Origin of the sequence: Arthrobacter sp. ISL-48, from assembly GCF_018613805.1 — a bacterium.
In the GTDB taxonomy this organism is placed as follows: Bacteria; Actinomycetota; Actinomycetes; order Actinomycetales; family Micrococcaceae; genus Arthrobacter.
In genome coordinates, this window is the sequence record NZ_JAGGPL010000003.1 from 195,007 (window position 1) to 210,106 (window position 15,100).

The 15,100-nt window shown below is 65.3% G+C and carries 14 protein-coding genes; 1 reads left to right on the forward strand and 13 read right to left on the reverse strand.

All coding sequences use genetic code 11. The features are described 5' to 3' along the window. Positions 1–16 precede the first annotated feature (16 nt). From pyrF to pyrR, 7 genes are read right to left on the reverse strand one after another with little or no spacing between them, the layout of a single operon-like run. Positions 17–886: an orotidine-5'-phosphate decarboxylase gene (pyrF, locus tag J7E83_RS04700; RefSeq protein ID WP_214959540.1), complete on the reverse strand. Its 870-nt coding sequence runs from the start codon at positions 884–886 to the stop codon at positions 17–19. Next, positions 879–4,238, reverse strand: coding sequence for a carbamoyl-phosphate synthase large subunit (gene carB / locus J7E83_RS04705; protein WP_214959542.1), 3,360 nt, complete (start codon positions 4,236–4,238; stop codon positions 879–881). Before carB ends, pyrF begins: the two co-directional genes overlap by 8 nt. Continuing rightward, positions 4,238–5,545 carry a glutamine-hydrolyzing carbamoyl-phosphate synthase small subunit gene (carA, locus tag J7E83_RS04710; RefSeq protein WP_396020517.1) on the reverse strand — a complete coding sequence of 436 codons (1,308 nt, stop codon included), beginning with the start codon at positions 5,543–5,545 and terminating at the stop codon, positions 4,238–4,240. The genes carB and carA overlap by 1 nt, the downstream gene beginning before the upstream one ends. Next, complete coding sequence (locus J7E83_RS04715; RefSeq protein ID WP_214959544.1) at positions 5,526–6,047, reverse strand: hypothetical protein; 522 nt, start codon at positions 6,045–6,047, stop codon at positions 5,526–5,528. Before J7E83_RS04715 ends, carA begins: the two co-directional genes overlap by 20 nt. Next, a complete protein-coding gene (locus tag J7E83_RS04720; RefSeq protein ID WP_214959546.1) occupies positions 6,047–7,399 on the reverse strand; it encodes a dihydroorotase in 1,353 nt (450 codons plus the stop codon). The genes J7E83_RS04715 and J7E83_RS04720 overlap by 1 nt, the downstream gene beginning before the upstream one ends. Further along, complete coding sequence (locus tag J7E83_RS04725) at positions 7,399–8,394, reverse strand: aspartate carbamoyltransferase catalytic subunit (RefSeq protein WP_214959547.1); 996 nt, start codon at positions 8,392–8,394, stop codon at positions 7,399–7,401. Before J7E83_RS04725 ends, J7E83_RS04720 begins: the two co-directional genes overlap by 1 nt. After that, positions 8,391–8,978, reverse strand: a complete 588-nt coding sequence (pyrR, locus tag J7E83_RS04730) for a bifunctional pyr operon transcriptional regulator/uracil phosphoribosyltransferase PyrR (RefSeq protein ID WP_214959549.1) — start codon at positions 8,976–8,978, stop codon at positions 8,391–8,393. Before pyrR ends, J7E83_RS04725 begins: the two co-directional genes overlap by 4 nt. Positions 8,979–9,158: 180 nt before the next feature. On the opposite strand from pyrR, the gene J7E83_RS04735 reads away from it, so the two are divergent. After that, positions 9,159–10,457: a PrsW family intramembrane metalloprotease gene (locus tag J7E83_RS04735; RefSeq protein WP_214959551.1), complete on the forward strand. Its 1,299-nt coding sequence runs from the start codon at positions 9,159–9,161 to the stop codon at positions 10,455–10,457. 110 nt (positions 10,458–10,567) lie between these two features. Here the strand turns inward: J7E83_RS04735 and nusB are convergent, their stop codons facing one another. The 6 genes from nusB to aroC form a co-directional block, all read right to left on the reverse strand. After that, a complete protein-coding gene (nusB, locus tag J7E83_RS04740) occupies positions 10,568–10,978 on the reverse strand; it encodes a transcription antitermination factor NusB (protein ID WP_066291630.1) in 411 nt (136 codons plus the stop codon). Then, entirely contained in the window at positions 10,978–11,541 is a 564-nt protein-coding gene (efp, locus tag J7E83_RS04745; protein ID WP_214959553.1) for an elongation factor P, read from the reverse strand. Before efp ends, nusB begins: the two co-directional genes overlap by 1 nt. Before the next feature lie 168 nt (positions 11,542–11,709). Next, positions 11,710–12,228: a tetratricopeptide repeat protein gene (locus J7E83_RS04750; RefSeq protein WP_214959556.1), complete on the reverse strand. Its 519-nt coding sequence runs from the start codon at positions 12,226–12,228 to the stop codon at positions 11,710–11,712. Further along, a complete protein-coding gene (aroB, locus tag J7E83_RS04755) occupies positions 12,228–13,319 on the reverse strand; it encodes a 3-dehydroquinate synthase (protein ID WP_214959558.1) in 1,092 nt (363 codons plus the stop codon). Before aroB ends, J7E83_RS04750 begins: the two co-directional genes overlap by 1 nt. Next, positions 13,316–13,825 (reverse strand): shikimate kinase, encoded by a 510-nt coding sequence (locus tag J7E83_RS04760; RefSeq protein WP_251043450.1) that lies wholly within the window; start codon positions 13,823–13,825, stop codon positions 13,316–13,318. The genes aroB and J7E83_RS04760 overlap by 4 nt, the downstream gene beginning before the upstream one ends. Before the next feature lie 59 nt (positions 13,826–13,884). Further along, positions 13,885–15,084, reverse strand: coding sequence for a chorismate synthase (gene aroC / locus J7E83_RS04765; RefSeq protein WP_214959563.1), 1,200 nt, complete (start codon positions 15,082–15,084; stop codon positions 13,885–13,887). Positions 15,085–15,100: the final 16 nt, after the last annotated feature.

Genomic DNA, 15,100 nt, shown 5'->3' on the forward strand with positions numbered 1-15,100 from the left:
TGCTGGAAACGGATACCTACTCCCCTCGGAGCCCGTCAAGCGTACGCAGCGCCGCCTCGCGGACTCCCCGGGCTGACGGTCCTGCCGCGAGGATTTCCCGGCTGGACGTTCCCAGCACCTGAGGGTACGCGGACCCGAAGGTCTTGCGCAGATCAGCCGGAGTCGCCCCCTGGGCACCGAGCCCGGGAGCTAGGATGGGGCCGCGCACGGCCTGCAGGTCCATGCCCAGTTCGGACAGCGCGGGACCAACGGTGGCCCCCACGACGAGCCCCACCGAGCCGAGCGGGCCCGGATACCGGCGGTTCTCCGCTGCCGCCGCTTGGGTGATCCGCCGCGCCACGGAGTCGGTTCCGCCAAGGTGCTGCACGGAGGCCCCTTCCGGATTGGACGTCAGCGCCAGGACAAATACACCGCGGCCGCTTTCTGCCGCAAGGTCCAGGGCCGGCCGGAGCGACTCAAAGCCCAAGTACGGGCTCAAAGTCACCGAATCAGCCGCCAGCGGTGAACCGTCCCGCAGCCACGCATCCGCGTAGGCAGCCATGGTGGATCCGATGTCCCCGCGTTTCGCATCCGCGATGGTAAGGACCTGTGATTCCGCGGCGGCTGCCAGAACTTCTTCCAGGACAGCCATCCCGGCAGAACCGTGGCGCTCATAGAGTGCCACTTGCGGCTTGACCGCGGCAGCGAGGGTACCCACGGCCTCCAGGACCGCCAGCGAAAAGCGTTTGAGCCCGGCGGCGTCGTCGTCCAATCCCCAGCTCTGAAGCAGCGCCGGGTGCGGGTCAATGCCGACGCACAACGGGCCGCGGGCAGCCATGGCGGCCCCGAGGCGGGAGCCGAAGGACTCCCGCCTCGGGTTGGGAGCAGCGGCTGCAGCCTCAGGCATTCTGGGCGACTGCGTTCTCCCGCGCCGCGTGCAGTGCCGCTGCTTTCTCCGCCGCTGCCTCCTGCGAAGCCTTCAGGGCTGCCGCGTGCTCCTGCAGGCTGGTCACGGACCATTCGTAGGTGCGCATGGCCTCGATAGCCTGGACGGCAGCATTGAACTCGGCCACCGTAGTGATGCACGGAATCCCGATGGACGTCGCCGCGGCCCGCAGTTCATAGCCGTCGCTGCGGGCTTCGCCGCCCGAGGGGGTGTTGAAGACCATATCGATTTCGCCTGCGACGACGAGGTCGGCGATGGTGCCTTCACCCTCTGCGCTGCTGCCCTCGGCCACCTTCCGCACCGGTGTGGCCTGGATGCCGTTGCGGCGCAGCACGTCAGCCGTGCCACCGGTCGAGACAATTTCAAAGCCGAGGTCGGAGAGCCGTTTGACGCCCATGATCACCGAACGCTTGTCCCTGTTGGCCACGGAGACAAAGATCTTGCCTTCCGTGGGCAGCGCGTTGTTGGCCGCGGCCTGGCTCTTGGCGAAGGCGGTGTCGAAATGCTTGTCGATGCCCATGACCTCGCCCGTGGAGCGCATTTCCGGGCCCAGCAGCGAGTCGACGACCTTGCCCTCCGGCGTACGGAACCGGCTGAACGGCAGTACGGCCTCCTTGACGGACACGGGGGCGTCCAGCGGGAGGGTGGAACCGTCGCCCGTTTCCGGCAGCATCTTGTAGGCGCTCCGGAGCTGGCCGATGGTGACCCCGGTGCCGATCAGCGCCGCGGCCTTGGCCATTTGGACACCGGTCGCCTTGGACACGAACGGAACGGTGCGGGAGGCGCGCGGGTTCGCTTCGAGGACGTACAGGACGTCGGAGGCGAGGGCGAACTGGATGTTGATCAGTCCTCGCACACCTACGCCTTCGGCGATGGCGCGGGTTGCGGTGCGCACCCGTTCCAGGACGTTGGTGCCGAGGGTGATGGGCGGCAGGACGCAGGCGGAGTCACCGGAGTGGATGCCGGCTTCTTCGATGTGCTCCATGATGCCGCCCAGGTACATGTCGGTGCCGTCAAAGAGGGCGTCAACGTCGATTTCGACGGCGTCCTCAAGGAAGCGGTCGATCAGCACCGGGTGATCAGGGGTAATTTCGGTCGCGTTGGCGATGTAGCGGGAAAGGTTGGGCTCGTCATAGACAATCTCCATGCCGCGTCCGCCCAGCACGTAGGACGGGCGGACCAGGACCGGGTAGCCGATCTCGTCAGCGATCTTCTTGGCGTCCTCGAAGGACACGGCAGTGCCGTTCTTCGGGGAGATCAAGCCGGCCTTGTCCAGGACCCGTGAGAAGGCTCCACGGTGCTCGGCGAGGTCGATCGCTTCAGGGGACGTTCCGAGGATCGGCACGCCGGCGTCGGCCAGCTGCTGGGCCAGTTTGAGCGGGGTCTGGCCGCCGAGCTGGACGAACACACCCATCACGCCGCCGGTGCGTTCCTCGGCCGCGATGACCTCCAGGACGTCTTCGAGCGTCAACGGCTCGAAGTACAGGCGGGTGGAAACGTCGTAGTCGGTGGACACGGTCTCCGGGTTGCAGTTGACCATCACTGTCTCGTAGCCGGCCTTGCGCAGCGCCATGGAAGCGTGGACGCAGGAGTAATCAAACTCGATGCCCTGGCCAATGCGGTTCGGGCCGGAGCCGAGGATCAGGATGGACGGTTTGGAGTGCAGCGCTACCTCGTCCTCCTCGTCATAGGACGAGTAGTGATACGGAGTGTAGGCCGCAAACTCGGCAGCGCAGGTGTCCACGGTTTTGTAGACGGGGCGGATACCGAGGGCCTGGCGGACACCACGGACCACGGCCTCAGAATTGTGGGTCAGGGCGCCGATCTGCTCATCAGAGAAGCCGTGCCGCTTGGCGCGCTGGAGCATCTCCACGGTCAGGGTGCCGGACTGGCGGATCTCGTGGGAGATTTCGTTCAGCAGCTGAAGCTGGTCAAGGAACCAGGGGTCGATCTTGGTGGCCGCGTAGAGGTCCTCCACGCTGGCACCGCCCAGGAGGGCACGCTGGACCTGGTGCAGCCGCTCGGTGGTAGGCCGCTTGGCCTTTTCGATGAGCTCGGGGACTTCCCACTCGGGCACGGAGCTGAAGTCCAGCTGCGATCCCTTCTGCTCCAGCGAACGCAGCGCCTTCTGCAGGGCCTCGGTGAAGTTGCGGCCCATGGCCATGGCTTCGCCGACCGACTTCATGGTGGTAGTCAGCGTGGGGTCGGCTGCCGGGAACTTTTCGAAGGCGAATCGCGGAACCTTGACGACAACGTAGTCCAGGGTGGGCTCGAACGACGCGGGCGTCTTCTGGGTGATGTCGTTCGGGATCTCGTCCAGTGTGTAGCCGAGGGAGAGCTTGGTGGCGATCTTGGCGATCGCAAAGCCGGTGGCCTTCGATGCCAGGGCCGAGGAGCGGGACACGCGCGGGTTCATCTCGATGACCACGACCCGTCCAGTGTCAGGCTCGATGGCGAACTGGATGTTGCAGCCGCCGGTGTCCACGCCGACTTCGCGGATCACGGCGATGGAGATGTCGCGCAGCCGCTGGTATTCCCGGTCCGTGAGGGTAAGTGCTGGCGCCACCGTGATGGAGTCCCCGGTATGGACGCCTACGGGGTCGAAGTTCTCGATGGAACAGACAACCACCACGTTGTCGTTCTTGTCCCGCATCATTTCCAGCTCGTATTCCTTCCAGCCGAGGATGCTCTCTTCGAGCAATACCTCGCTGGTGGGGCTGTATTGCAGGCCCTGGCCGACGATGCGCCGGAGGTCATTTTCGTCGTACGCCAGGCCGGAACCGAGCCCGCCCATGGTGAAGGAGGGCCGGACCACCATGGGGTAGCCCAGGTCCTCGGCGGCCTTAAGTGCCTCATCCATGCTGTGGATGATGTGGCTGCGCGCAGATTCCGCGCCGCAGCGCTCCACGACGCCCTTGAACTTTTCGCGGTCCTCGCCGAGCTCGATCGCGGCGATGTTGGCGCCGATGAGCTCCACGTTGTACTTCTCGAGGACGCCATTCTTATCGAGCGCGATCGCGGTGTTCAGCGCCGTCTGTCCGCCCAGGGTGGGAAGGACGGCGTCGGGCCGTTCCTTGGCGATGATCTTCTCCACCACCTCGGGGGTGATGGGTTCAATGTAGGTGGCGTCTGCGAACTCAGGATCGGTCATGATGGTGGCCGGGTTGGAGTTCACCAGGATGACCCGGAGGCCCTCCTCCTTAAGGACACGAAGTGCCTGGGTGCCGGAGTAGTCGAATTCGGCGGCCTGCCCGATGACGATCGGTCCTGAACCGATGACCAGGACGCTCTTGAGGTCAGTTCTCTTGGGCATTACTTCTTGTCCTCAGTGTTGTTGTCGTTGGTGTCCGAATTCACGGGATGCGCGGAGTCCACAGGTTCTCCGGACAGGTTGGCGCTGCGGCCGTCCCGGGTGCCCTCCATCAGGTCGATGAAGCGGTCGAACAGGTAGGCGGCGTCGTGCGGGCCGGCCGCTGCCTCAGGGTGGTACTGGACCGAAAAGGCCGGGATGTCCAGGCACGCGAGCCCTTCCACGACGTCGTCGTTCAGGCTGATGTGGCTGACCTCAACGCGGCCGTACCGCTCCTCCGGAGCCTGGGTGGCGCCGTCGAGCGGTGCGTCCACGGCGAAACCATGGTTCTGCGACGTAATCTCCACCTTCCCCGTGCGGCGGTCCATCACGGGCTGGTTGATGCCGCGGTGGCCGTATCGCAGCTTGTAGGTACCGAACCCGAGCGCGCGGCCCAGGATCTGGTTGCCGAAGCAGATGCCGAAGTACGGCAGCTTCTCGTCCAGCACAGACCGCAGAAGCTTCACCTGGGCATCGGCCGTGGCCGGGTCGCCCGGGCCGTTGGACATGAAGAAGCCGTCCGGGTCGACGGCTTTGACGTCTTCCAGGGTGGCGGTTGCCGGCAGGACGTGGACGCGGACCCCGCGCTCGGCAAACCGGATGGGCGTCATTGCCTTGATGCCGAGATCCACGGCGGCTATGGTGAACCGCGCATCGCCGTCCCAGCCGTGATCGGCCGGCTCCACCACATAGGCTTCGTCAACACTGACTTCCTCGGCCAGCCGCGCGCCTTCCATCGGTTCGCTGGCGAGCACGAGGTCCACAAGTTCCTTCTCCGTGGCCCGGGCGGCGTCGCCTGAGAAGATGCCGGCCCGCATGGTCTTGTGTTCTCGCAGGTGCCGCGTGATGGCGCGGGTGTCAACGCCCTGGATGCCGATGATCCCCTGCTCCACGAGTTCGTCGTCGAGACTGCGCTCAGACCGCCAGTTGGAGGGGCGGCGGGCGGCGTCGCGGACGATGTAGCCGGCAACCCAGATGCGGCGGGACTCGGCGTCCTCGCTGTTGACGCCGGTGTTGCCGATGTGCGGCGCCGTCTGGACCACCAACTGCCGGGCGTAGGAGGGGTCCGTGATGGTCTCCTGGTAGCCCGTCATACCGGTGGCGAAGACCGCCTCGCCGAGGGCAGTGCCCTGGGCGCCGTAGCTGCGGCCGCGGAAAATGCGGCCATCCTCCAGTACCAGCGCCGCTGGGGTGGAAACTGCGCGGGCCTCGGGAGCTGCGTTTGCTGTCACTTCTGTTGCTGTCACTGTCTTACTTTCCACTATGGGGATCTGCCCGGGGGGCTGCGGAGATCAATTGCTGAAGGGATTCGTAGAGGTGGGCCTTTTCGGCGGCGCGCCTCGTCCGGAAGCCGGTGTCCAGTTCGTGGCTGCCCAGCTTCCAGCTAAGCACCAGGAGGCCGTCCTTTTCCACGAACTTCCCGGCCATGCCGCTTTCCTGCCGGACGGCGGTCAGGTCCGCCGCCGGAACGTAGACGGCCGGCGCCCCCGATCTGTCGAAGAGAACACCGTGGGGATACACGTTGAGGACTGCGTTTGTCCGGATGCCGAGGCTGTGGACGGCGATCCGGTCCAGCCAGTCACCGGCAGTGGTGGAGGCAACGTACTGGCCTTCTGCGCTGCCGAGCGGCACCCCGGGCGCCTCCGGCAGGGCAGGCAAGCGTTCGACGTCGGACTGCCGCCTGAGGCGGCTGCGCCAGCCAACCCAGATCAGGCCCAGGACGACGGCGATAAGCGGCACGGTGATGAGCAACGTGAGGGTCTTGTTGTCCATCAGGAAGCGCCCGCCGGAGAGGGCGCCCGGTACCGGTAGGGCGTGTTGAGCTTTCCGTCCAGGACCGTGGGGTGGCCCTTGAAGAAGGTGGCAACCACCTTACCGGGGAGCTCCCTGCCGGCGAAGGGTGAGTTGCGGCCCATGGTGGCCATCTTGGAGGGGTCAACGGTCCAGCGCGCGGCCGGGTCTACCAGGATGATGTTGGCAGGTTCTCCGGCTTCCAGCGGGCGCCCCTGGTCGGCAAGCCGGCCGATCTGCGCCGCAGCGGTGGACGTTACCCGGGCAAAGTCCGCCCAGGTCATCAGCCCCGTTTCGATCATGGTGTGCTGCACCACCGAAAGTGCGGTCTCCAGCCCGGTCATGCCCATGGCAGCCTGCGCCCACTCGCATTCCTTGTGCTCGCTGGGGTGAGGGGCGTGGTCGGTGCCCACAACGTCGATGGTGCCGTCCGCCAGCCCGGCGCGCAGGGCCTGCACATCGGCATCCGTGCGCAGCGGCGGGTTGACCTTGTAGACAGGATCGTAGCTGCGGACCAGGTCATCCGTGAGCAGGAGATGGTGCGGCGTAACTTCGGCGGTGACGTTGATGCCGCGTTCCTTGGCCCAGCGGACGATCTCCACCGAACCGGCGGTGGAAACGTGGCAGACGTGCAGCCGCGAGTCCACGTGCTGCGTCAGCAGGACGTCGCGGGCGATGATGCTCTCCTCGGCCACGGCGGGCCAGCCTGTCAGCCCCAGGACAGCGGAAACTTCACCTTCGTTCATCTGTGCCCCGGCGGTAAGGCGGGGTTCCTGCGCGTGCTGGGCCACCACGCCGTCGAACGCCTTGACGTACTCAAGGGCCCGGCGCATCAGCACAGGATCGTGAACGCAGATGCCATCGTCCGAAAACATCCGGACGCGGGCGCGGGAATCCGCCATGGCGCCGAGTTCGGCGAGCTGCTCCCCCGCCAGGCCAACCGTCACGGCACCTACCGGGCGGACGTCGACCCAGCCGGCGTCCCGGCCCAGGCTGTACACCTGCTCCACGACGCCGGCGGTGTCTGCCACCGGCGTGCTGTTGGCCATGGCGTGCACGGCCGTGTAGCCGCCCAGTGCCGCGGCGCGGGTTCCGGTCTCCACGGTTTCGGCGTCCTCGCGGCCGGGTTCGCGCAGGTGCGTGTGCACGTCCACCATGCCCGGCAGTGCCACCAGGCCGGACGCGTCGATGACCGTGGCTCCGTCAGCAGCGCCGGTACCTGCCAGGTCCGTGCCACGTTCAGCGATCAGGCCGTCGCGGATGAGCAGGTCCTCGGCGCCGGCGCCCAGGATCGCTGCGCCGCGGATCAGGTACGTTCCGTTGTTGTCTGCCATCAGTTGCTCTCCTTGGGATTGGCGGCTGGTTCGCGGGTGTCCCCGGAGAGCAGCAGGTACAGGGCGGCCATCCGGACAGACACACCGTTGCGCACCTGTGCAAGCACCGTGGAGCGGGGTGAGTCGGCAGCGGCGGCCGAAATTTCCAGGCCCCTGTTCATGGGGCCCGGATGCATGATGATGGTGTCTTTCATGCCCACGCTGTCCAGTGTCCGGAGGCGGTTGTCATCGAATCCCCAACGGCGCGAATATTCACGCGTGGTGGGGAAGAACGAGGCGTTCATACGCTCGCCCTGGACACGGAGCATCATCACGGCGTCAGCGCCGCGTTCCAGGGTCTCGTCCAGGTTGTAGCTCACCTTGCACGGCCACTTTTCGACGCCGATGGGCAGCAGAGTGGGCGGCGCCACGAGCGTTACCTCCGCGCCGAGGGTACGCAGCAGCCAGACGTTGGAACGGGCCACCCGGGAGTGCAGGACGTCGCCCGCGATAACCACCCGCATGCCCTGAAGGTCCTCCCCGATAGATCCGGTTCCGGACAGTTTTGACCAATGCCGCCGCATGGTGAAAGCGTCAAGCAGTGCCTGGGTAGGGTGCTCGTGGGTTCCGTCTCCGGCATTGATCACCGCAGCGTCAATCCAGTCCGTGGAGGCCAGCCGGTGCGGTGCGCCGGAAGCCCAGTGGCGGATCACGACGGCGTCGGCGCCCATCGCGGAAAGGGTCTGGGCTGTGTCCTTGAGGGACTCCCCCTTGGAGACAGAGGAACCCTTCGCGGCGAAGTTGATGACGTCGGCAGACAGCCGCTTTGCCGCCGCCTCGAAGGAGATCCGGGTGCGGGTTGAATCCTCAAAGAAGAGGTTCACCACAGTGCGCCCCCGCAGGGCAGGAAGCTTCTTGACCTCCCGGTCCCCCACTGCCGCCATTTCCTCTGCGGTATCAAGGATGCGGACCGCGTTGGCCAGGCTGAGGTCTTCAGTGGAGAGCAGGTGCTTCATGCGCCACCCTCGATGACAACTTCATTGACTGCCGAGCCGTCTGCAGCGGTGTCCGTCTCTTCGAGGCGGACGCGGACCTTCTCGACGGAGGACGTCGGCAGGTTCTTCCCCACGTGGTCGGCCCTAATGGGAAGTTCACGGTGGCCGCGGTCGATCAGGACGGCGAGCCGGACGATGCGCGGGCGGCCCAGGTCGACGATGGCGTCCAGGGCGGCCCGGATGGTGCGGCCTGAGTACAGGACGTCATCGATGAGCACCACAACCTTGTTGTCGATCCCCGTGCGCGGCAGCTGGGTGGGGTACGGCGGCCGAGTGGGTTGGTGGGAGAGGTCGTCGCGGAACATCGTGACATCCAGCTGGCCGACGATGGCGGCAGCCTCGACCTCAGGATCCGCTGCGGAAATCTTCTGTGCCAGCCGGACTGCCAGCGGGTAGCCGCGGCGCGGAATGCCCAGAAGCACCAGGTCCTTGGAGCCCTTGTTAGCCTCGAGGATCTCATGGGCGATACGAGTGAGTGCACGGTCAATGTCAGCCTGGTTGAGGACAACCCTGGCTGGAACCGGTGCGTTGGTGACAGAAGTCAACGCTCGTCTCCCCTTTCCCCGCCTCACAGGACGGAATTAAAAAAGGATCATTTGCCCTTAAAAATTACCACACGGTCTGCTTACCGCAGGTGTTCAGGCAGGGCGTTGATAGTCACACTCCTGCACTGGGCGGCGTGCGCGGCCTTGGACACGGGGTGGGGGCACCATAGGCTTTCTGCTATGTCGATGCACCCTCATCAGCCGCCACATGAGCCGTCCGGCCGGTCCGGGCCACGGGCTCCGCTGCCCGGGCCGGCCAACCCCAGCTGGATGGGCCATGTAGAGCCGGAAAATTACCGCCCGGCGCTGGTGAAAAGCGGTGGACCCGTCCATGCCCTGCCTGTACACGCCATGCCTGTCAACGTCGGGGGGCCGCAGGGCGGCGCCGCCCGGGGCGCCGCGGGCCGGCGTTCCGCAGGGCTCCTGGCGCTGGGAATTGGCGGCGGTGGCCTCGCATTCCTGAGCCTCTTCCTGGTGGTGCCGTTCCTTCTGGCAAACACAGGACCTGCAGGTTTCCTGGCCGGATTCGTCGTCTCCCTGATCCCGCTCTCCGCCGTACTCCTCGCCGTCCACGTGATCGACCGCTGGGAGCCGGAGCCCAGGCGCCTGCTGTTCTTTGCTTTTGCGTGGGGAGCCGCGGTGTCCGTTGCGGTCACGCTCCTGGTCCAGCCGTTCTTTGTGCTGACCTTCCAGTTCTCCGGCGAGGCGGACTTCCAGACCTACATGGCCACCGTCCAGGCCCCGGTGGTGGAAGAGTCCGCAAAGTCGTTGGGCCTGCTGTTGCTCCTGCTTCTGGCCCGTAAGCATTTCGACGGGCCGGTGGACGGCGTGGTATTCGCGTTCACCATCGCCGGCGGCTTCGCGTTTTCGGAAAACATCCTGTACTTCGGCCGGGCGATCGCCGAATCCGCGAGTCCCGCCACTGATCTGGCCCAGATCTTCCTGCTCCGCGGTGTGATGTCCCCGTTCGCCCATGCGCTCTTTACTGGCACTACGGGACTGATCATGGGCTTCGCCGCGCGCCGCTGGCACCTGGGCGTCTCCGTCGCGGCGTACTTCATCGGGCTCCTGCCTGCCATGCTCCTGCACAACAGGTGGAACAGCATGGGGCAGGGTTTCCTGGCCGATTACGTCCTCATCCAGGTCCCCATTTTCGTGCTGGCCATCATCGGGATTGTCCTGCTCCGGGTTGCCGAAAACCGGCTTACCCGCCAGCGGCTCCTGGAGTATGCCGCCGCCGGCTGGTTCACTCCTGCTGAAGTGGCCATGCTTGCCACTCCAAGCGGGCGCCGGACTGCGTTGGCCTGGGCAGGCCGCTACAACCGCAGGCGTCATATGAAGGCCTTCGTGACGGCAGCGACGCAGCTCGCCTTCACGAGGCAGCGCATCCTGAGCGGCCGGGATGTCCGGCAGCACCAGGCCGAGGAGCACCAGCAGCTCCAACGCATTCTGTCGCTGCGCGCGGCCGTCGCGGGCTAGGGCCGACTCGCCATGATTCCTCAGCTTGTCCGCGAATCCTGGCCATCAAGGCTCGGATCCGCGGACAAGCTCAGGTAGGGCGAATGCTTCGCAGTCGTTCAGGCACCAGGCTAGGCGAGCAGCGACGGCTTCAGCTGCTGGAGGCGTCCGAGGAGGCCATTGATGAACGACGGCGACTCATCAGTTGAGAGCGTCTTGGCCAGCGCCACGGCCTCACTGACAGCGACGCCGTCGGGGACGTCGTCGTTGTACAGGAGCTCCCAGGTGCCGATGCGGAGGATGATCCGGTCCACGGAGGGCATGCGCTCCAGGGTCCAGCCCTGCGAATACGTCTCCAGGAACTCGTCGATGGCAGTCTGCTGTGAGACCACGCCTTCGACGATTTCCAGGGTGTAGGGATTGACGATCTGGTCGGTCTTTTCCCGGCGCGCCCGGAGCACATCGAAGGCGGAGACTGAGCGCTGCTCGGCTTCAAAAAGTACGTCCAGTGCCCTGTTGCGGGCCTTACCGCGTGCGCTCACTACTCGCTGACCCGGCCAAGGTAGCTGCCGTCGCGGGTGTCGACCTTGACCTTGGTGTTGTTCTCAACGAACAGCGGGACCTGGATCTCGTAGCCCGTTTCCAGCGTTGCGGGCTTGGTGCCGGCCGAGGACCGGTCGCCCTGAAGGCCCGGTTCAGTGTAGGTGATTTCGAGGACAACGCTGGGCGGCAGCTCGATGTACAGCGGAGTGCCATCGTGGATGGCGATGTTGACCAGCTGGTTTTCAAGCATGAAGTTAGTTGCATCGCCGACGGTGGCACCGGAGACGGTGATCTGGTCGTAGTCCGAGGTGTCCATAAACACGAAGTCCGCGCCGTCCTGGTACAGGTACTGGTAATCGCGGCGGTCCACGGTTGCAGTCTCGATCTTGAGGCCGGCATTGAACGTCTTGTCCACAACCTTGCCGGACATCACGTTCCGCATCTTGGTCCGCACAAAGGCACCGCCCTTGCCGGGCTTGACGTGCTGGAATTCGATGATGTTCCAGAGCTGGCCCTCAAGCTTAAGGACTGTTCCGTTCTTGATGTCGTTAGTGGTTGCCACTGTTTCCTCTGGTTTCTATCTGTCTGGTCGCTTTGTCAGACGTTCTATGCCGCCCCGGCATGCCAAAACGGCCGGCCAGCGCGTGTTTATCAAAAATCCAAGAACCATTCTACCGGTAGGATGGCAGGGCTCCTGCCCGGACGCCTGCTTGGGCTGTTACGGCGGCAGTCAGCAGGCGAGGTCCAGGACGTCGCGCGCCCGCTGCAGGGCCACCGCTGACGAGTAGATCAGGGCAGCGTCGGCTGATTCTGCGACGCGCAGATCGAGTGCACGGGCAAAGGATTCAACCGCAGCCGAGGTCTGACCGGCGGTGTATTGGGTTTTGCCCAGGAACTGAAGCACGAGCGCTTCGCGCGGGGTTCCCTGGACTTCGGCAAGCAGCTGACGGAACAGCTCCACAGCACGGTCCGGCCGGTTGGTGACGCGCAGTACTTCCGCCTCGAAAGCCCGCAGCCGGAACGATTCGGGGTCCTTGAATCGCTCTTCAGCCAACAGCTCAGCGGCCTCTGAGGCGTGGCCTTCCACCAGCAGGACAAAGATGTGGTCAGCGGGATCGGTGGAGGCGGCCAGTGCCGCCTGGCAGGCGTCCTCGTTGACGATCTGGGGAAGCAGGGACTCCGGGTTGATCCGGATTCCGGGGAAGCCTGCCTCCGGCCAGTCGCTGGTTCCCTCCAGTGCGCCCTGCATCAGGAGGCGATTTCCTGGTAGGCCGCGAAAAGCAGCGAGGTGTCCGGCACGTCCAGTATGCCGGGTTTGGCGACGCCGTCCAGGACGACAAACCGGAGGAGGTCGCCGCGGGACTTCTTGTCGCGGCGCATCCCGTCCAGCAGCCCTTGCCAGCGGTCGCGCCGGTAGGTGACGGGAAGGCCGAGCGTCTCCAGGATGGTGCGGTGCCGGTCGGCGTCGGTGTCGCTGAGCCTGCCCACACTGCGGGCAAGCTCCGCTGCGAACATCATGCCCACCGAAACGGCCGCACCATGGCGCCAGGAGTACCGTTCCACCAGTTCGATGGCGTGGCCCAGGGTGTGCCCGTAGTTCAGGATTTCGCGGAGGCCGGATTCCTTCAGGTCTTCGGAAACGACTTTTGCCTTGACGGCAATGGCCCGCTCGATGAGCTCCCGCAGCACCGCGGACTGCGGATCCACCACCGCTTCCGGGTCCTTTTCTACGAGGTCCAGAATGGTTGGATCCGCGATGAAGCCACACTTCACCACTTCGGCCATTCCGGAAATCAGTTCGTTGCGGGGCAGGGTGTTCAGGGTCTCAAGATCCACCAGCACTCCGGCTGGCGGGTGGAAGGAACCGACCAGGTTCTTACCCTCGGCGGTGTTGATGCCGGTCTTGCCTCCCACGGAGGCGTCCACCATCCCCAATAGGCTGGTGGGCATATGGATGACCTTGACTCCTCGAAGCCAGGTAGCCGCGACAAAGCCGGCCAGGTCGGTCACGGCACCGCCGCCTACGGCTACGATCGCGTCGGAGCGGGTGAAGTCGTTCTGGCCCAGGACCTGCCAGCAGAAGGCAGCCACCTGGATGTGCTTGCCTTCCTCGGCATCGGGGATTTCCGCGGTGAGCGAGGTAAAGCCGGCCGCGGCCAACTCGTCCCGGACCGTGTCTCCGGTGAGCCGCAGGGCCCGGGGGTGGATGACGAGTACCCGCCGGACCCTCTCCCCCAGCAAGGCGGGAAGGCTTGCCAGCAGGCCCCGGCCGACGACGACGTCGTAGTTCTGGGCCGCGGACTCGCCGGTGACCTTGATGACTGTTGATTCGACGCTCAATTTTCAACTTCCTGTTTGGCAACTGCGAATTCCCGCAGTGCTTGTTCCAGCCGGCGTCCCAGTTCGGCGACGGAACCGTGGCGGACGTCCAGGACCACGTCGGCCAGGCGTTCGTAGACCGGCTTCCTGGTCGCGAACAATGACGACCAGCGGGCCATGGCGTCACCTGCAAGCAGCGGGCGGCCGGAGTTCCGTGCAATACGGCTGGCTACCGTTTCGGCATCACATTCCAGGTAGACAACTGTGCAGCGGTCCAGCAACTGCTGCGTCCCCGAGTCCAGGACGGCGCCGCCGCCCAGTGAAATCACCGTGGCGGAACCTTCCGCTTCCTCCACGACACTGGCCACCGTCCTGGCCTCAATCTCCCGGAATGTGTGTTCACCCCGGCCCGCGAAGATGTCGGCGATGGAGCCATGGTTTCCCACAATGACAACGTCAGTATCCACGAAGGGCGCGCCGAGTTGCTGTGCCAGCTGGTAACCAATGGCTGACTTACCGACCGCCATGGGACCGATCAGTACGACAGGCCGCTGGCCAGGCGCACCGGTCTTGCTGCTGCGGGGCACTACTGGCCGATCGAGTCCAGGGATGCCGGAATGTTGTCCAGGTAGCCCTTGATGTTGCGTGCAGTCTCCGCGACAGAGTCCCCACCAAACTTTTCGGTGACGGCTTCCGCCAGCACCAGTGCAACCATCGCTTCCGCGACTACACCGGCAGCCGGAACGGCACAGACGTCCGAACGCTGATGATGTGCCTTGGCCGCCTCGCCCGTGCTCACATCGATGGTCTTCAGTGCCCGGGGAACGGTGGCGATTGGTTTCATGGCGGCGCGCACCCTCAGCACGTCGCCAATGCTCATGCCGCCCTCGATACCGCCGGCCCGGTTGCTGGTCCTGATGATCCTGCCGTCCGCGTCCTTGACGATCTCGTCGTGTGCGGCCGAGCCGCGGCGCGCGGCAGTCAGGAATCCGTCGCCCACTTCGACACCCTTGATGGCCTGGATGCCCATGAGGGCAGCGGCTAGCCGTGAATCGAGCCTCCGGTCCCAGTGGACGTAGCTTCCCAGCCCCGGCGGAAGTCCGTACGCGAGCACCTCCACGACGCCCCCGAGGGTTTCGCCTTCTTTGTGGGCGGCATCCACTTCGGCCACCATGGCATCGGAGGTTTCGCGGTCGAAGCAACGCAGCGGGTCCGCGTCCAAGGCGATAACATTTGCCGGAACCGGCAGCGGGCGTCCCTCCGGCACGGTCACGCTGGCGATGGAGACTGTGTGGCTGACGAGTTCGATCCCCAGCTGCTTCAGGAACTGGGACGCTACCGTTCCCATGGCCACGCGGGTGGCGGTCTCCCGGGCGCTGGCGCGTTCAAGCACGGGCCGGGCCTCGGAAAAGCCATACTTCTGCATGCCGGTGAAATCAGCGTGGCCGGGACGGGGGCGGGTAAGAGGGGCGTTGCGCGCCTGGTCGGCGAGGATTTCGGGGTCAACGGGGTCCGCTGACATGATCAGCTCCCATTTGGGCCATTCGGTGTTGCCCACCTGGATGCCCACCGGGCCACCCTGGGTCAGCCCATGCCGTACACCGCCGAGGATGGTAACGACATCCTGCTCGAATTTCATCCGGGCACCGCGGCCGTAACCGAGGCGCCGGCGTGCCAATGAGTCGGCGATCTGCCCGCTGGTGAGTTCCACACCGGCAGGGACGCCTTCAATAATTCCCATCAGGGCCGGACCATGGGATTCACCGGCAGTCAACCAACGCAACATAATTTCCATCCTGCCA